The 17664-nt window shown below is 69.2% G+C and carries 18 protein-coding genes; 4 read left to right on the forward strand and 14 right to left on the reverse strand.

Annotated elements, in window-relative coordinates; translation table 11 throughout:
- The first annotated feature begins 39 nt into the window (after positions 1-39).
- The 4 genes from CY658_RS17305 to CY658_RS17320 all read left to right on the forward strand — a co-directional run bounded on the left by CY658_RS17305 (position 40) and on the right by CY658_RS17320 (position 3435).
- Entirely contained in the window at positions 40-1182 is a 1143-nt protein-coding gene (locus CY658_RS17305) for an MGDG synthase family glycosyltransferase (protein WP_101491401.1), read from the forward strand.
- On the forward strand, positions 1179-1679 hold the full coding sequence (locus CY658_RS17310) for a hypothetical protein (protein WP_101491402.1): 501 nt from the start codon (positions 1179-1181) through the stop codon (positions 1677-1679). The genes CY658_RS17305 and CY658_RS17310 overlap by 4 nt, the downstream gene beginning before the upstream one ends.
- The gene (locus tag CY658_RS17315; RefSeq protein WP_101491403.1) at positions 1676-2224 is read left to right on the forward strand and encodes a tyrosine-protein phosphatase; all 549 of its coding nucleotides are present in this window, start codon (positions 1676-1678) and stop codon (positions 2222-2224) included. The genes CY658_RS17310 and CY658_RS17315 overlap by 4 nt, the downstream gene beginning before the upstream one ends.
- An 89-nt stretch (positions 2225-2313) precedes the next feature.
- The gene (locus CY658_RS17320; RefSeq protein ID WP_101491404.1) at positions 2314-3435 is read left to right on the forward strand and encodes a zinc-binding dehydrogenase; all 1122 of its coding nucleotides are present in this window, start codon (positions 2314-2316) and stop codon (positions 3433-3435) included.
- Between the two features lie 259 nt (positions 3436-3694).
- Here the strand turns inward: CY658_RS17320 and kdpE are convergent, their stop codons facing one another.
- The 14 genes from kdpE to soxX all read right to left on the reverse strand — a co-directional run bounded on the left by kdpE (position 3695) and on the right by soxX (position 17664).
- Entirely contained in the window at positions 3695-4396 is a 702-nt protein-coding gene (gene kdpE, locus CY658_RS17325; protein ID WP_101491405.1) for a two-component system response regulator KdpE, read from the reverse strand.
- Between the two features lie 8 nt (positions 4397-4404).
- Entirely contained in the window at positions 4405-7149 is a 2745-nt protein-coding gene (locus CY658_RS17330) for a DUF4118 domain-containing protein (protein ID WP_101491406.1), read from the reverse strand.
- Between the two features lie 13 nt (positions 7150-7162).
- Positions 7163-7294, reverse strand: coding sequence for a hypothetical protein (locus tag CY658_RS33020; RefSeq protein ID WP_257884907.1), 132 nt, complete (start codon positions 7292-7294; stop codon positions 7163-7165).
- Positions 7284-7637: a hypothetical protein gene (locus CY658_RS17335; RefSeq protein WP_101491407.1), complete on the reverse strand. Its 354-nt coding sequence runs from the start codon at positions 7635-7637 to the stop codon at positions 7284-7286. The genes CY658_RS33020 and CY658_RS17335 overlap by 11 nt, the downstream gene beginning before the upstream one ends.
- A gap of 13 nt (positions 7638-7650) precedes the next feature.
- Entirely contained in the window at positions 7651-8262 is a 612-nt protein-coding gene (kdpC, locus tag CY658_RS17340; RefSeq protein ID WP_101491408.1) for a potassium-transporting ATPase subunit KdpC, read from the reverse strand.
- A gap of 13 nt (positions 8263-8275) precedes the next feature.
- Entirely contained in the window at positions 8276-10384 is a 2109-nt protein-coding gene (kdpB, locus tag CY658_RS17345; protein ID WP_101491409.1) for a potassium-transporting ATPase subunit KdpB, read from the reverse strand.
- A 13-nt stretch (positions 10385-10397) separates the two neighbouring features.
- On the reverse strand, positions 10398-12206 hold the full coding sequence (gene kdpA / locus CY658_RS17350) for a potassium-transporting ATPase subunit KdpA (RefSeq protein WP_101491410.1): 1809 nt from the start codon (positions 12204-12206) through the stop codon (positions 10398-10400).
- Position 12207: 1 nt separating this feature from the next.
- A complete protein-coding gene (gene kdpF, locus CY658_RS17355; RefSeq protein ID WP_056576794.1) occupies positions 12208-12306 on the reverse strand; it encodes a K(+)-transporting ATPase subunit F in 99 nt (32 codons plus the stop codon).
- On the reverse strand, positions 12303-12443 hold the full coding sequence (locus CY658_RS32800) for a hypothetical protein (RefSeq protein ID WP_180838974.1): 141 nt from the start codon (positions 12441-12443) through the stop codon (positions 12303-12305). The genes kdpF and CY658_RS32800 overlap by 4 nt, the downstream gene beginning before the upstream one ends.
- A gap of 114 nt (positions 12444-12557) precedes the next feature.
- Positions 12558-12905 carry a hypothetical protein gene (locus CY658_RS17360; protein ID WP_143713709.1) on the reverse strand — a complete coding sequence of 116 codons (348 nt, stop codon included), beginning with the start codon at positions 12903-12905 and terminating at the stop codon, positions 12558-12560.
- Positions 12906-12913: 8 nt separating this feature from the next.
- Complete coding sequence (locus tag CY658_RS17365) at positions 12914-13912, reverse strand: DUF3829 domain-containing protein (protein ID WP_180838975.1); 999 nt, start codon at positions 13910-13912, stop codon at positions 12914-12916.
- Positions 13913-14109: 197 nt separating this feature from the next.
- Positions 14110-15225: a YeeE/YedE family protein gene (locus CY658_RS17370; RefSeq protein ID WP_101491413.1), complete on the reverse strand. Its 1116-nt coding sequence runs from the start codon at positions 15223-15225 to the stop codon at positions 14110-14112.
- A gap of 41 nt (positions 15226-15266) precedes the next feature.
- On the reverse strand, positions 15267-16991 hold the full coding sequence (gene soxB, locus CY658_RS17375; protein ID WP_101491414.1) for a thiosulfohydrolase SoxB: 1725 nt from the start codon (positions 16989-16991) through the stop codon (positions 15267-15269).
- Between the two features lie 19 nt (positions 16992-17010).
- On the reverse strand, positions 17011-17664 hold the full coding sequence (gene soxX, locus CY658_RS17380; protein WP_101491415.1) for a sulfur oxidation c-type cytochrome SoxX: 654 nt from the start codon (positions 17662-17664) through the stop codon (positions 17011-17013).

Below are 17664 nucleotides of genomic sequence, written 5' to 3' on the forward strand. Positions count from 1 at the left end.
ATGGCATGCCCATAATCCGGCGACCAGACCGCCGAATCCATGACCAAACTCCTGATCCTCAGTGTGAGCGCCGGCAACGGCCATGTGCGCGCCGCCCAGGCGCTTGAAGCCACCCTCGCCCAGTCGTTTGCGCCGCATACCGCGGTGCATGTCGACGCCATGGCCCATGTGCCGTTGGGCTTTCGCAAGGTGTACACCGACTGGTACCTCCAGCTGGTGAACCGCGCGCCCGAGCTGTGGTCGTACCTGCACCAGCGCACCGACGTCACGCCGCACCACGCGCCCTCGCAGCGGCTGCGCCGCGGCATCGAGCGCCTGAGCACCGGGGCGTTGGTGCGCGAAATTCGGCGCGCCAAGCCCGACGCGGTGATCTGCACCCACTTCCTGCCGGCCGAGCTGCTGATGCGCGAGCGCAACCGGGGCCGCATCGAGTGCCCGGTGTGGCTGCAGATCACCGACTACGACCTGCACAACATGTGGCTGGTGCCGGGCATGACGGGCTATCTCGCGGCCACGGAAGAAGTCGCCTTCCGGCTGCGCGCACGCGGTATTCCGCCCGAGCGCGTGCATGTCACGGGCATCCCGGTGATGCCGGCTTTTTCCGAGCCTGATGCGCCGGAACTCGCGCACGCGGCCTGCGCCAGTGCGCTGGGGCTGGACCCTGCGCGCCCAGTGCTGCTGATGGCTTCGGGCGGTGCCGGCGTGGGCGACCTGCCGAGCATGGTCGAGCGCGTGCTCGCGCTCGGCGGCGACACGCCGTTCCAGGTGATCGCGGTGGCCGGCCGTAATGCTGACGCCCACGCACGGCTCGAAGTGCTCTCGCAACGCCATCCGGGCCGCGTGGTGGCCGTCGGCTTCACGAACGAGATGCACAAGATGATGGCCGCGGCCGACCTGGTCGTGACCAAACCCGGCGGCCTCACGGTGTCGGAGTGCCTGGCGCTGGGCAAGCCGATGTTGCTGATCTCGCCGATTCCGGGGCAGGAAGAGCACAACGCCGGCTTCCTCATGGAAGAAAGCGCCGCCTGGCTGGCCTACGACGCCATCGGCCTGGACTACAAGGTCGCGCGCCTCATGGCCGACCCCGCCAAGCTCGCGGCCATGGCCGCGCGCAGCCGCGCCCTGGGCAAGCCGCAGGCCGCGCGTGCGGTGCTGCAGCGCGTGCTGGGCATTGCCGAATGAGCGGCGGCGCCGTGGAGCCGCGGCCGGGCATCGGCCGCACGCTGGTCTACCTCGCGTGGGTCGTGACGATGGCGTTCTTCTTCGCCAACGCCGAGATCCAGATCGAAGGCGGCGCCGGCTGGGCCACCTCGCTGCCCACGTGGCGCATCGAGAACAACATCTGGCTCGACCTGTTCTGGGGCGGCCGCGCGATGACGGGCTATCACGCCTGGGTGTTCACCTTCATGATGCTGGTGTTCTTCTCGCCGCTGGCCTTCCAGGGACGCTGGACATGGCGCGACTGGGGGCTGGCGCTCGCGGGGCTGATCGTGTTCTGGGTCTGCGAAGACTTCCTGTGGTTCCTCATCAACCCGGCCTTCGGCTTCGAGAACTTCAACCCCGTGAAGGCCTTCTGGCACAAGCACTGGCTGTGGGGGGCTCCGATCGACTACTGGGGCGGGCTCGCGATCGCGGCGCTCATCCTGACGGTGCGCCACTGGCGTCCGCGCGCGCGATGACGACAACAGAAACAAAGGCCGCCGACCTGCGCCCCGGCCACTGGGCCGATCCGCTCGATGCCTTGCAGGTCGAGAACCTGCACCGCATCACGCCCACGCTGTACCGCAGCGCGCAGCCGCGCCGCGCGAACGTGGCGGCGTTGCAGTCGCTGGACATCCGCACCGTCGTGAGTCTGCGCTCCTTCAACGACGACAGGAAGGTGTTTGCCGGCAGCGGCATCCGGCTGGTGCGCGTGCCGATCAACACCTGGTCGATCGACGATGCCAAGGTGCTGCGCGCGCTGGTCGCCATTCGCGAGGCCGAGAAGCAAGGGCCGGTGCTCATCCATTGCATGCACGGCGCGGACCGCACGGGCGTGGTGGCGGCCGTCTACCGCATGGCCGTGCAGGACTGGGACAAGGACAGCGCGCGCCAGGAGATGCTGCGCGGCGGCTACGGCTACCACACGCTGTGGCGCAACATCCCGCGCTACATCGAGCGGCTCGACCCGCTGAAGATGCGCCATGCGCTGGCCCATGCCCCGGTGATTCCCGTGGTGTCCTGAAGGCGCCAGCAGGCGCGCGCACCCGCTCCTATACTGGCCGCCCCGTGGCCGATGGCCATCTCCGAACGACCTTTCACAGGGGCTTCTCCATGGCACTCCAACTGCGCTCTCTCGTCCGTTCCAACGGCGAACTCGAACTCTCCCTGCACGACGACCCGATGCCCGAACCGCAGGCCCACGAGGTGGTGATCCGCGTCGAGGCGGCGCCGATGAACCCGTCGGACCTGGGCCTGCTGTTCGGCGCTGCCGACATGAGCACTGCGGTGGCCTCCGGCACGGCCGATCGCCCCGTCGTCACGGCCATCGTGCCGGAACGCGCGCGCGCCTCGATGGCGGCGCGGCTCGACCAGTCGATGCCGGTGGGTAACGAGGGTGCGGGCGTGGTGGTCAAGGCCGGTTCGTCGCCGGCCGCGCAGGCACTGCTGGGCAAGACCGTGGCAGCCATCGGCGGCGCGATGTATTCGCAGTACCGCGCGGTGCCCGCGCAGATGTGCCTCGAACTGCCGGCGGGCACCACGCCGGCCGAAGGCGCGTCGTGCTTCGTGAACCCGCTGACCTCGCTGGGCATGGTCGAGACCATGAAGCGCGAAGGCCACAAGGCGCTGGTGCACACCGCAGCTGCGTCCAACCTGGGCCAGATGCTCAACAAGATCTGCCAGAAGGACGGCATCGACCTCGTCAACATCGTGCGCAAGCCCGAGCAGGAAGCCCTGCTGCGCAGCATCGGCGCGAAGTACGTCTGCAACGCGAGCTCGCCGGACTTCCTCGAGCAGCTGACCGACGCACTGGTCGCCACTGGCGCCACGCTCGCCTTCGACGCCACGGGCGGCGGCAAGCTCGCCGGCCAGATCCTCGGCTGCATGGAAGCGGCGATCAACCGCACCGCCAAGGAATACAGCCGCTACGGCTCGATGACGCACAAGCAGGTCTACATCTACGGCGGCCTGGACCGCAGCCCGACCGAGTTCGTGCGCAACTTCGGCATGGCCTGGGGCATGGGCGGCTGGCTGCTGTTCCCGTTCCTGCAGAAGCTGGGCGATGAAGGCACGCAGCGACTGCGTTCGCGCGTGGTGGCGGAGTTGAAGACGACGTTTGCGAGTCACTACACGCGGGAGGTGTCTCTTGTGGAGGCGCTGCAGCTCGATGCGATCGGGGTGTATGGGAAGCAGGCTACGGGGGAGAAATTCCTGCTGAATCCGAACAAGGGCTGATTGGGGACGCGCTCTCTCGGGAGCGCGCCCGACAAGCGGCGCGGCGCGGTCGACCCCACTGTGCCGGCCGCTTCGCGGCTCCCCTGCGGTGCTCGCGTTTCGCGGGGTCTCGCAGAACTCGCCTGCGGCTCAAACAGCTGCGAGCCCTGATCCGCGAAACGCTGTGCGCCTCGGCGGCACAGAGGGGCCGCCCACACCGCACCGCCTGCCGGGCTTTGTGGGTGAATGAACGCCCCTGCCCTCGTTTTTCTTTTTCTTTCTAGACGACCAGCCGGTATCCCACAGCCGTCTCGGTCAGCAAGTGCTTCGGCTGCGCCGGGTCCGTCTCCAGCTTCTGCCTTAAATGCCCCATGTAGATGCGCAGGTAGTGGCTCTGGTCCGTGTGCGACGGGCCCCACACCTCGCGCAGCAGTTGCCGCTGCGTCAGCACGCGGCCGGCGTTGGCCACCAGCACGGAGAGCAGGCGGTACTCGGTCGGCGTGAGATGCACCTCGGCGCCGGCGCGGCGCACGATGCGTGCGGCGCGGTCCAGTTCGATCTCACCGAAGCGGAACACGGCTTCGGCGGCCGGTTCATCGCCGTTGCCGCTCGCGGCACGTGGGCGGCGCAGGTTGGCGCGCACGCGGGCCAGCAGTTCGCCGGTGCCGAAGGGCTTGGTGAGGTAATCGTCGGCGCCGGCGTCGAGCGCGGCGATCTTGTCGGCTTCGTCGGTGCGGGCCGAGAGCACGATGATCGGCACCTGCGACCAGCCGCGCACATCGCGGATCAGCGACACGCCGTCGCCGTCGGGCAAGCCCAGGTCGAGCACCAGCAGATCGGGTTGCCGCGTGCCGGCGGCCGCAAGGCCGTCGCGCAGGGTGCCGGCTTCGTGCACCTGCCAGCCTTCTGCCTCGAGCGCGCCGCGCACGAAGCGGCGGATCTGCGGCTCGTCTTCGATCACGATGGCGGTGGGGGATGGCATGGCGGGTTTCAGAGCTGGGCTTCAGCGGGTTCGGGGGGCTCGCGGCGCGGCAAGGTGACGGTGAATTCTGCACCGCCGTCGCGCGCATTGGCCGCGCTGATCTCGCCGCCGTGCGCGCTCACCACGGCGCGGCAGATGGCCAGTCCGAGGCCGACGCCGGGCGTGGCGGATTCGGCCTCGCCGCGCGTGAACTTGTCGAACAGCGTCTGCTCGCGGCCGTGCAGCGCGGCGGGCAGGCCGGGGCCGTGGTCGCGCACGGTGAGCACCAGCGTGCCGGCCTCGGCGCGTGCGCCGACCTCGATGGGCGCGGCGCCGTACTTGGCGGCGTTCTCCAGCAGGTTGACGAGCACGCGCTCGATGAGCACGGCGTCGAACTCGACCAGCGGCAGCTCGGGGTCCCACGCGGTCTGCACCACCATGCCGCGCAGCGCGGGGCGGGCGGCGCGGATGGCGGCGCCCACCACCTCTTCGACCGACTGCCAGTCGCGCCGCAGGTTCACCGTGCCGCCGGCCACGCCGCTTTCGAGGCGTGCCATGTCGAGCAGGTTGCTGACCAGCGCGTGCAGCGCGTGGGCCTGCGTGACGATGGCGCGCGCGGCCTCGGTGTGTTCTTCGGGCGGCAGGGTCTGCAGCGATTCGGCCAGCGCGATGAGCGCAGTGAGCGGCGTGCGCACGTCGTGCGAGATGGCGCCGAGCAGTGCATTGCGCAGGCGCTCCGATTCCATCTCGACCACGGCGCGCTGCGCGACTTCGACGTAGTGCACGCGCTCCAGCGCGATGGCGATCTGGCGCGCGAGCGTGTCCAGCTGCTGCGCCTGCTCGGGAATCAGCAGCCAGCGCGGGCGGGCCGGGCACAGCGCGAGCACGCCGCGCACGCGCATGGGCGCGCGCAGCGGCACGTAATGCCAGGGCTGGGCGGCGAGCGTGGCGGTGGCCAGGCCGGCGGGCTGGCCGTGGCGGAAGGCCCAGTCGGCCACCTGCGCGTCGAAGCTGGGCGGCGGGTCGGCGGGGGGCACGAGCTGGTCGGCGGCGTCGGTGACCAGCACGCGCGCATGGCCGCCGAAATGGGCCTGCACGGCGGCGGCGCCGAGGGCGACGACCTGGGTGCTTTCGAGTGCGGCCGAGAGTTCGCGCGTGAGTTCGAACAGCGAGCGCGCGCGGCGCTCGCGGCTGGTCGACACGCCGGCCGCGAAGCGCAGCCCGGCCATGAGCTGGCCCACCAGCAGGCCGACGCCGAGCATCACGGCGAAGGTCAGCAGGTACTGCACGTCGCTGACCGCGAAGGACAGGCGCGGCGCGACGAAGAAGTAGTCGAAGGCCGCCACGTTGAGCATGGCCGCGAGCGCCGAAGGCCCGCGCCCGAAACGCATCGCCACGCCGACCACGCCGAGCAGGAACAGCATGACGATGTTGGACAGCTCCAGCACGCCCGTCAGCGGCGTGCACAGCAGCGTGAGCGCGATGCTGGTGGCAGCGGCCCAGGCGTAGCCGGGCCAGCGGGACTGCGCGCGCTCGTCGTCTTCGTCGGCCTGCGTGGCGACCAGCGACGCCTGCGACAGGCGGCGCGCGCTGTCGGCGCGGCCGACTTCGAGGATGTCGAGCGCCGGTGCCCGCTGCGCCAGCGCGCGCGCCAACGGCACCGCGGACACGCCCCACCAGCGCCGCCATCCGCGCACGGGCTCCGCGCGGCCGATAACCAGCGTCGCGCAATTGAGGCGACGCGCCTGCTCGGACAGTTGCTCCGCCACGTCGGCGCCGGTGAGCACCGCCGTGGCCGCGCCCAGTTCCTCGGCGAGCTTGAGCACGGCGAGGATGCGATCGCGCTGCGCCGCATCGAGGCGCTGCAACCGCGGCGTCTCGACATACGCGGCATGCCAGCGTACGTTGAGCTGGCCCGCGAGCCGCGCGGCGGTGCGCACGGTCTGCGCCGCGCCCTCGTGCGGGCCGACGCAGGCCAGGATGGCGCCCGAGGTGTTCCAGGCCTGCAGCGCCGCGCCGCCCTGCCCGTTGCCGCCGGGGCCCGACTGTTCGACACGCCAGCCGCGCACGTCGTCTTCGACGTGCTCGGCGGTGCGGCGCAGAGCGATCTCGCGCAGCGCGATCAGGTTGCCCTTGCGAAAGAAATTCTGTGCGGCGCGCTCGGCCTGCTGCGGCAGATACACCTTGCCGGCCGCGAGCCGCGCCGTGAGTTCGTCGGGCGTGACGTCGACCAGCACCACCTCGTCGGCCTCGTCGAGCACGGTGTCGGGCACGGTCTCGTGCACGCGCACGCCGGTGATGGCGCCGACGGTGCCGTTGAGGCTTTCGAGGTGCTGCACGTTGAGCGCCGACCACACCTCGATGCCGGCGGCCAGCAGCTCCTGCACGTCCTGCCAGCGCTTGGCGTGGCGCGAGCCGGGTGCGTTGGTGTGGGCCAGTTCGTCGACCAGCAGCACGGCGGGTTTGCGCGCGAGGGCGGCATCGAGGTCGAACTCGGCGAGCGTGCGGCCGCGATAGGGCAGCTCGCGCAGCGGCAGCGTGTCGAGCCCCGCGAGCAGCGCGGCGGTTTCGCTGCGGCCGTGCGTTTCGACCACGCCGATGAGCACGTCGCGCCCGGCCTCGCGCTCGCGCCGGGCGGCGCTGAGCATGGCCCAGGTTTTGCCCACGCCGGCGCTGGCGCCGAAGTAGATGCGCAGCTTGCCGCGCAGCGCGCGCGCCTCGTCGCTGCGCAGTTGCGCGAGCAGGGCGTCGGGGTCGGGGCGGGTCTCGGGCATGAGGGAGTGCAGATTAGCGCATCGGCCCGCTCTTGCGCCGCCGTGAGTGGCGACGCGCGGTGCGCGACAGCACCCACCAGGCGAAGCCCAGCGGCACGAACAGCGCCGCCATGGCCAGCAGCACGTGCAGCAGGTCAGAGACCATGGCGCAGGCCGCAGCGCGTGAGGTGATCGCGCCAGCTCATGAGCCGGCCGATCTCGCCCGAGGGCACGCATTCGATGAGGCGGTGCAGCACCTCGGCGTAGCGCGCGGTCGGGAAGCGGATCATCAGGCGCACGCAGGGCGCGTCGCTCTCCTGCGAGCTGCAGGCATGCAGCAGCGGCTCGCAGCGCACCACGCCGGCCTCGGCGCACGCGGCAATGCTGCGGCGCACGCGCAGTGCGTCGGCGCAACAGACGGTGACATCGAGCACGTGGAATTGCGTCGTGCGCGGCGCGATCGGACTTCGCACCACGCTGGGGTGTTCACGGTAGGCGGCATAGGCCATGGTTGTTTTCTCCTCAACGCACCGTCGAAGAAGCATCGAGCGCCAGGTTCAGCGCCAGCACATTGACGCGCGATTCGCCCAGCACGCCCCACAGCGGCTTCTGGGTGTTCTGCACGATCAGCGCATTCACCTGGTCGGGCGCCACGCCGCGTTCGCGCGCCACGCGGGCAGCTTGGTAGTGCGCGGCGGCGGGGCTGATGTCGGGGTCGAGCCCACTGGCTGAGGCCGTGACGAGGTCCACGGGCACCGGCGCGGTGTTGCCCGGGTCGGCCGCGCGCAGCGCTTCGACGCGCGCCTTCACCGCATCGGCCAGTGCGGGGTTGAGCGGGCCCTGGTTGGAGCCGCCCGAGGCGCTCGCGTTGTACGGCTGCGGCGCGGTGGCCGACGGGCGACCCCAGAAGTGCTTCGGGTCGCTGAAGTTCTGGCCGATGAGCGCGGAGCCGACGGGCTTGCCGTCGCGCACGACCAGGCTGCCCGCCGCCTGCGACGGGAACAGCGACTGCGCGGCGCCGGTGACGGCCGCCGGGTAGATCAGGCCGGTGAGCGCGCTCAGCAGTGCGAAGAGCACGAGCGCAGGGCGAACGATGCCGCCGTTGTTGTTGGCGTTGGTGTTGTGGCTAGTCATGGTGAAGAACTCCTCAGACGAGATGGACGGCCACGAGCAGCCAGTCGATCAACTTGATGCCGATGAAAGGAACGACCAAACCGCCCAGGCCGTAGATGGCGAGGTTGCGGCGCAGCAGCGCGGCGGCGCCCACGGGCCGGTAGCGCACGCCCTTGAGCGCGAGCGGGATCAGGAACACGATGACGAGCGCGTTGAAAATCACCGCCGACAGGATGGCCGACGACGGGCTCGCGAGCCGCATCACGTTGAGCGCGCCGAGCTGCGGATACGTCGACACGAAGATCGCCGGAATGATCGCGAAGTACTTCGCCACGTCGTTCGCGATCGAGAAGGTGGTGAGCGAACCGCGCGTCATGAGCAGCGCCTTGCCGGTCTCCACCACCTCGAGCAGCTTGGTCGGGTTGGAGTCGAGGTCGACCATGTTGCCGGCCTCCTTCGCGGCCTGCGTGCCGCTGCCCATGGCCACGGCCACGTCAGCCTGCGCGAGCGCGGGGGCGTCGTTGGTGCCGTCGCCGGTCATCGCGACCAGCCGGCCTTCGGCCTGGTACTTGCGGATCAGCGCGAGCTTGTCCTCGGGCGTGGCCTCGGCCAGGAAGTCGTCCACCCCGGCCTCGGCCGCGATGGCGGCGGCTGTGAGCTTGTTGTCGCCCGTGATCATCACGGTCTTGATGCCCATGCGGCGCAGCTCGGCAAAGCGGTCCTTGATGCCGGTCTTGACGATGTCCTTGAGCTCGACCACGCCGAGCACGCGGTTGCCTTCGGCCACGGCCAGCGGCGTGCTGCCGCGGCGTGCCGTGTCTTCGGCGGCGCGCAGCATCTCGGCCGGCATGGTGCCGCCGAACGATTCGACATGGCGGCGCACCGCATCGACCGCGCCCTTGCGCAGCACGATGGCGTCGGTGTCCAGGCTGTTGGCTGCGGCCGGCAGGTCGACACCGCTCATGCGGGTCTGTGCGGTGAACGGCACATAGCGCAGCACGTCGACAGAGGCGGCCTCCAGGCCGTCGCGGCGTGCGAGCTCGACGATGCTGCGGCCTTCGGGTGTTTCGTCGGCCAGCGAGGCGAGCATGGCGGCGCGTGCGAGGCGGCCCTTCGGCACGCCGGGCGCGGGCAGGAAAGCGCTGGCCTGGCGGTTGCCGTGCGTGATGGTGCCGGTCTTGTCGAGCAGCAGCACGTCGACGTCGCCGGCGGCTTCCACCGCGCGGCCCGAGGTGGCGATCACGTTGGCCTGCATCATGCGGCTCATGCCGGCCACGCCCACGGCCGAGAGCAGGCCGCCGATGGTGGTCGGGATCAGGCACACGAGCAGCGCGACCAGTGCGGTGAGCGACACCACGGTGCCCGCACCGGCGGCCTCGACGCTGAACACCGAGAACGGCAGCAGCGTGACAGTGACCATGAGGAACACGATCGTCAGTGCGACCAGCAGGATGGTCAGCGCGATCTCGTTCGGCGTCTTGTGGCGCTTGGCCGCTTCGACCATGCCGATCATGCGGTCCAGGAACGACTCGCCCGGGTTCACCGAGATGCGCACCACCAGCCAGTCGGACAGCACGCGGGTGCCGCCTGTGACGGCCGAGAAGTCGCCGCCCGACTCGCGCACCACGGGCGCCGATTCGCCGGTGATGGCGCTTTCGTCGACCGAGGCCACGCCTTCGATCACCTCGCCGTCGAGCGGGATCACGTCGCCGGCTTCCACCAACACGACGTCGCCCTTGCGCAGATTCGGCGCCTGCTCCGGCAGCCACGGCGCGCCGTGGTGCGGCTGTTGCTGGTCCTTCAGCTTCTTGGCCCAGGTGTCCTTGCGCAGGCCGCGCAGCGACGCCGCCTGCGCCTTGCTGCGGCCTTCGGCCAGTGCTTCCGCGAAGTTGGCGAACAGCACGGTGAACCACAGCCACACGGTCACGGCCAGCACGAAGGCGGGCCGCATGCCGGTGTCGCCGGGGAAGCTCAGCGCGTGCACCCAGAGCAACGTCGTGAGGATGCTCCCGATGTAGACGATGAACATCACCGGGTTGCGCCACTGGGTGCGCGGGTTCAGCTTGGCGAAGGCGCCCCACAGCGCAGGCTTCACGAGCGCTGCGTCGAACAGCGAAAGAGAGGTTTTGGTTTTGACAGTCATGGTGCGCTCCTTCTTATTTCCAGAGCACGAGGTGTTCGACGATCGGCCCGAGGGCCAGTGCCGGCACGTAGTTGAGCAGGCCGACCAGCAGCACGGTGCCGATCAGCAGGAAGACGAACAGCGGGCCGTGCGTGGGCAGCGTGCCGCTGGTGACGGGCAGGCGCTTCTTGGCGGCCAGCGCGCCGGCAATGGCGAGCACCGGCACGATCATCGCGAAGCGGCCGAGCCACATCGCCAGGCCGAGCAGGCCGTTGTAGAACGGTGTGTTGGCCGACAGGCCCGCGAAGGCGCTGCCGTTGTTGTTGGCGGCCGAGGTCAGCGCATACAGCACCTCGGAGAAGCCGTGCGCGCCGGGGTTGGCGATGCCGACCTTGCCCGCACCCGCGCTCACCGCCAGCGCCGTGCCCGCCAGCACCAACACTGGCGTGACCAGGATGGCGATGGAGATCAGCTTCATCTCGCGCACCTCGATCTTCTTGCCGAGGTACTCGGGCGTGCGGCCGATCATCAGGCCCGCGATGAACACCGCGAGCATGGCGAACACCAGCATGCCGTACAGGCCGCTGCCAACGCCGCCGAAGACGACCTCGCCCAGCTGCATCAGCACCAGGGGCACCATGCCGCCGATGGGCGTGAGCGAGTCGTGCATGGCGTTCACCGCCCCGCACGAGGCGGCGGTGGTCACGGCGGCGAAGAGGGCCGAGGCGTCGATGCCGAAGCGCACTTCCTTGCCTTCCATGTTGCCGCCGCTTTGCAGCGCGCTCGCCATCTGGTCCACGCCCAGCGGACCCAGCAGCGGGTTGCCGGCCTGCTCGGCGGGCGTGGCGACCAGCACCGCCACCACGAACAGCACCGTCATCGCCGCGAGCACGGCCCAGCCCTGGCGCAGATCGCCGACCACGCGACCGAAGGCAAAGCACAGCGCCGCCGGGATCAGGAAGATCGCCAGCATCTCCAGCAGGTTGCTGAACGCCGTCGGGTTCTCGTAGGGATGCGCCGAGTTGGCGTTGAAGAAACCGCCGCCGTTGGTGCCGAGCATCTTGATCGCTTCCTGCGAAGCGACCGGGCCCATGGCGAGCGTCTGCGTCGGCGTGGTGGCGTCTTCCATCACAGGCGCGCCCTTGTCGTCCTTCAAAGGCTGGCCATCGGGGCCGTTCTTCGGTTGCTGGAACGCCGTGGCCTCGAGCGTCTGCACAGACTTGTAGGCGTCGAAGTTCTGGATCACGCCCTGCCCCGCGAGGCACAGCGCGAGCACTAACGAAATCGGCACCAGCACCCACAGCGTGACGCGCGTCACGTCGGCCCAGAAGTTGCCGACCAGGCCCTTGCCCTCACGCCCTTCCCCGCGGCGCGCAAAGCCGCGCACCAGTGCGAAGGCGACCGCGATGCCGGTGGCCGCGGACAAGAAGTTCTGCACCGCCAGGCCGAGCATCTGCGTGAGATAGCTCATGGTCGACTCGCCGCCGTAGCCCTGCCAGTTGGTGTTGGCGACGAAGCTCACCGCCGTGTTGAAGGCCGAGTCGGGCGACACCGCGCCCATGCCGGCCGGATTGAACGGCAGCCCGCCCTGCAGGCGCTGCAGGGCATACAGAAAGATCGCGCCGATGGCGTTGAACGCGAGCAGCGCCAGCGCATAGCGCAGCCAGTGCATCGACTGCTCGGGCTTCGTGCCCGCGAGCCGGTAGAGCGGTGCTTCGACGCGCTGCATCCAGCGCGGCACGCGCTCGCCGCACAGCGCAGCCAGCAGCTTGCCCAGCGGCCAGGCCAGCACGAGCAGCGCGCCGAGAAAAAGGGCCAACAAGACCCAGGCCGAGGTTTCCATGTCAGAACTCCTCGGCGCAGATCAGGGCGAACACCAGGTACGCGAACAGGACCACGGCGACCAGCGCGCCGAAGCCGTACAGGACTTCGAGGCCGATCACGAGGCGTCTCCCTGCGTGCGCGTTGTATCAACGCCCGCGTGCGGCTTCTGCGGCCCCTCGAGCCGGTTCAGCCCGACGACCATGGCCGCCACCACGACCCACAGCGCCAGCAAGGCGCCCATCCAGACGATGTCCATTCATCACTCCTGCAAACAAGATGAAAGGAGTCTCGGCAGGCGTGCGTAAAACCGGGGGAAAGAGTGGGTGGGGGGGCGTAAAGAAAGCGTAAAAAACGCGGCGCTGGCGCAGGCTCAGTGCGCCATCCACCGGCCGTCGTCACGCCGGCCGAGGAAGTAGCCGGCGCGGCCGACGCGCGGGTCGTCGACCGATTTCTCGTTGACGATGTCCATCTCGCCGCGCGCGATCAGCCAGGTGCCGCCTTGCTTGCCGTTGGACCATTGGAAGCGGTGGAACCGCGCATCGGAGCCGATGTAGAAGGTGTGCTGCAGCGGCGACGCGCCGTAGTTGCGGAACGCGGAGACGGGAATCTGCTGCGTCTCGCGGGCGCTGCCGCATCCCGCCACTCCCGTCGCAACGAGAAGCGCCGCGACCGCAAGGGCCGCGACGCGGGCGTGCGAAACAAGCCGTGCGGCGCCCATGGCGGGGGTCAGCGGCCGAAGCCGCGGTTGTACGAACCCACGGCGGAGTTGTAGTAGCTCACGATGTTCTTGAACGTCGACGGGAACTTGTTGTCCTTGAACGTCCGCCATTGGCCGATCATGTTCAGCAGGCTTCCGTGCAGCGACGCATAGTTGTAGTTGGGCGCCTTGCCTTCGTCCCCCTTGGCTTTGGCCTGGGCCTTGGCTTCCTCCAGCGCCTTGGAGAGCTCTTCCAGCGAGGCCTGCAACTCGCTGGCCGCCGCATCGACCTTGGCGATGGCGTCCTTGTTTTTCAGACCGTCGACCTGGTCGAGCGCGTTGACGAACTTCTTGGCCACCGCCATCGACGCCAGCGTGTGGTAGTTGAGCAGGTCGCCCTCGGCCTTGAGCTTGGCCATGCGTTCGGTGCGCGACGCCTCCTGCACGCGGTCCAGCTCGCTGCCCAGCGTGTCGATGCTGGCCAGCAGGCCCTTGAAGGCGGCGTTCATGTCGGCGTCGGCCGCGCGGCCCTTGACCCACTTGTCTTCGAGAAAACTCTTGGACCTGTAGTACGGGTCCATCGGCGTCCAGATGGCGACGAGCTTCTCGCCCGTGGCCACCACGCCGTCAACGGCCGCGTCGAGCGCCGCGTCGCCCGAACCGGTGGCGCGTGCCTTCTTCAGGTCGTCCGCGATGGACTGCACATCGGAAGGGCTGCCATAGAACGAGTTTCCGCTCGGCGACTTGCCGTTCACGTTCATCTGCACGTAGCTCTTGTACTTGGCGGCGACGCTGCGGTTGTCGTCGATGAGCCGGTTGTAAGCCTGGCTGTAGGTGGTGCGGGCCGCGGCCTGCTCGCGCGCCGGGTCCTTGGCGGGCTGGGTGGCGCCCGATGCGGACGGCGACTTCGACGTCGATGGCGTGGTGGCCGCCTTGTTGTCGTCCTTGCAGGCCGCGAGCACGGCGCAGAAGCAAAGGCTCAAGGCAAACAGGCGCGTGCGCGCCGATCGGTTGTTGTGCGCAGTCATGGCGCTCTCCCTCGGTTGTGGTTGTTCGGTGCCGGCCCGGCCATGCCGCATCGAAGAAGGGCATCGCGCACAAGGGCGGCGTCGGGTGCGAAAAATGATAGCCAGCACCACCGCCTCCGCGCGTCGCAAACGCGCGAAAAGCACGCGGCGCATCGAACTAAATTGTGAGGATTCGCTTCAACGCACGGCGCTGGAAATCAGAGCGTGCGTTCGAGCTGCCAAGCTTGGTACTTCAGGCTTACCACCGCACCGATGACGATGCCCGTGATGGCCGGCAGGCTCGCGATGCTCAGCGTCGACAGCGCACTCAGGCCCTGCCCGATGGTGCAGCCCATGGCCGTGACGCCGCCGATGCCCATGAGCACCGCGCCCGTCGCGTGGTGCGCGAGGTCGCCGGTGTTGGCAAACCCTTCCCAGCGGAATTCGCGCGACCACAGCGCATGCAGCGCGGCGCCCACCACCACGCCGGCCACCGACACGATGCCGAGCGTGAGCCGCTTGTTGGCGTCGCTGTAGAACATGAGCCAGTCGAGCGCGTAGGCCACCGGCGTGACGAAGCTCAGCGCTTCAGCGCGGCCGGAGTTGGTGCCGAGGAACACGTGCTCGAGCGTGAGCGGATGCTCCTCGACCACCGCCCAATGGCCGCTGAGCCACCATGCGCCGACGACCAGCGCACCGATCAGCATGCCGCCGACAAGGCTGCGCACGTCACGCGTCTCGCGGCCCCAGGCGGCCCATACGAGCAGCGCGCCGCCGAGCACCAGGCCGAGCGCGAGGCGCAGCGACGACGCGTTGAGTTGGAAGGATGCGGCCAGCACCTCGGGCAGCGACGCGTTCAGCGCCAGATCGACATGCACCGCATCGACGGTCGCGACGCGCAGCACCGCGGTGATGCCCTTCAGCGTGGCGAAGGCCGACACGCCCATGAGCACCAGCACCACCAGCGCCTTGAGGTTGCCGCCGCCCAGGCGCACCAGTGTCTTGTTGCCGCAGCCCGAAGACAGCACCATGCCGACGCCGAACAGCAGGCCGCCGACCAGCGCCGCGAGCCAGAGGATCTGGTGCGAGGCATACAGGGTGCGGTCGGCATCGACGAGCCCCGTGAACACCAACGCCGAGAAGCCGATGAGCGCGACGCCGCCGGCCGCGGCCCACTGCTTCACGCGCGTCCAGTCGCCGAGCGCCACCACGTCGCTGATCGCGCCCATGGTGCAAAAGCGCGTGGCGCGCGCGACGGCGCCGAACACCGCCGACAGCACGAAGGCCGCCACGAGCGCGAGCGTGGTGAGAAGGGAAACCTGCTCGATGGACATGCCCCGATTCTAGGGAGCGCCCCACATGCGGGGCGCTCGATTCAGGCCAGGCCGGGGTTCGGTGTGATGTTCTTCAGCACGGGTTCGTCGAGCCGGCGCGTGGTCACCACCTTGCGCGACTTCAGCCACGGCTCGATGACTTCCCACACCGGCTTGTTGCCGGCGGTGCGCGCCTCTTCGCTCACGGGCGCCCAGCCCGCGACCTTGTAGCTGCGGCTCGCATCAATGGGCTTGCCGCCCAGGCGCATGTCCTGGATGCGCTGGCCCATGGCGGCCGTCGGGTCGCAGGTGTACTGCAGCCCGCCCACGCGCACCATGTCGCCGCCCTGCTGGTAGTAGGGGTCGGGGTTGAAGAGGTTGTCGCACACGTCTTCGAGCACGGTCTTCAGCGTCTCGCCGGTCATCTGCGTGACGGTCGCGTACGAGTACGTGGTGGCCGTCATGTCCATCAGCCACTCGCGCGTGATCGCCTGGCCGGGCAGCAGCGAGGTGCCCCAGCGGAAGCCGGGCGAGAAGGCGATGGGCGCGTCCTGCACTTCCATGAGCGCGTCGAGCAGCAGCTGGTCGCCGGTGCCGTTGAAGTTGCCGCGCCGGTACAGCGCACCGTCGGTGTGGGCCAGGGTTTCGGCCAGCTTGGCCTCGTAGGGCGCGCGCACGCGGGTGATGAGCGCGTCCATCTCCTTGTCGGCCGGAATCAGGTCGGAGAACACGGGCAGCAGGCGGTAGCGGAAGTCGCTCACCTTCTTGCCCTTGACGTCGAAGTCGATCACGCCGAGGAACTTGCCGTTGGAGCCGCCGTTGACCACGATGGTCTTGCCGCCCGCGTTGCTCACGAGCGTGGGCATGGGCGTGCCGTCGTGCGTGTGGCCGCCCAGGATGGCGTCGATGCCGGTGACGCGGCTGGCCATCTTCAGGTCGACGTCCATGCCGTTGTGCGACAGCACCACCACCACCTGCGCGCCCTTGCCGCGCGCTTCGTTCACCACGCGCTGCAGGTTGTCGTCCTGGATGCCGAAGGTCCAGTCGGCCACCATGTAGCGCGGGTTGGCGATGGGCGTGTAGGGAAAGGCCTGGCCGATGATGGCGCAGGGCACGCCGTTGATCTCGCGCATCACATACGGCTTGAACACCGGGTCGCCGAAGTCGGCGGTCTTGACGTTCTGCGCCACGAACTCGACCTTGCCCGCAAAGTCTTTCTCGATGATCTGCTGCACCCGCGCCATGCCGTAGGTGAACTCCCAGTGCCCGGTCATCACGTCGACGCCGAGCAGCTTGCAGGCGTCGACCATGTCCTGCGCATCGGTCCACAGCGAGGTGGCCGAGCCCTGCCAGGTGTCGCCGCCGTCGAGCAGCAGCGCGCCGGGGCGGCTGGCCTTGAGCTGCTTGACCAGCGTGGCCAGGTGCGCGAAGCCGCCGACCTTGCCGTAGCGCTGCGCGGCGTTGTCGAAGTCGAGGTAGGTGAGCGCATGCGCCATGCGCGTGCCGGGCTTCACGCCGGCGGCTTTCAGCAGGTGCTCGCCCACGAGGTGCGGCACCTTGCCGCGCATGGCGCCGATGCCGATGTTGACGCCCGGCTCGCGGAAGTACAGCGGCTTGAGCTGCGCGTGGCAGTCGGTCATGTGCAGCATCGACACGTTGCCGAAGGCCGGCACGGTGTACATGCCGTCGAGGCCGGCAGCCACGCTGCTGCCGTGGCGGCCCAGGCCCAGGCCGGCGACAGCGCCGGCACCGAGCATCTGGACGAACTCGCGCTTGGAAAGGTTCATGAAGAAGGAAGCCGAACGCTCAGCGGTTGACGGGAGACTGGGGGTCGAGCAGCAAGCCCATCACGTCGCGGATCTGCTTCTCGTTGAGGATGCCGGAATGGCCGACGCGCGGCATGTTCGAGCAGGCGTTGTAGGCGCGCGCGTTCCACAGCTTGCCCCAGGTGTATTCGACGATGGGCTTGGAAGCAGCGCTGGCCGGGTCGCTCACGCCGCGCAGCTTGCCGTAGTGGTACAGGCTCGGGCCGAGCGTGCCGAAGGAGATTTCTTCCTTCGACATCTGGTGGCAGTTGTAGCAGTTGCCGCCGTTGGCGGCATTGGCCGCGTCGGTCCAGGTGAGGCCGCGGCCGTTCTGCGCGATCTTCTCGCCCTCGCGCCAGTCGCCGACGAACTTGCCGTCGGCAGGCCAGCGCACGGTCTTCATGTTGGCGGCCTCGATCTCCTTGGTGCGCTGCTCGTCCAGCGGCTTGCCGCTGGCCTCGGCTTCGCTGCACGCGAGGTTGGCCGGGTCTTGCACGAGGCGGTCGACCTTGGCGATGCCCTGGTCGCGGAAGGAACGCTGCAGCGCGTCGGCGGTGAGCTTGTCGAGCTCGGCGGCGCTGTCGACCGACGCGCAACCGAACACGGTGAGCGCGCAGGCCACGGCGGCGAGGCCGAAGAAATGATCAGACTTCAT

Origin of the sequence: Variovorax sp. RO1 (assembly GCF_002849325.1) — a bacterium.
GTDB lineage: Bacteria > Pseudomonadota > Gammaproteobacteria > Burkholderiales > Burkholderiaceae_C > Variovorax.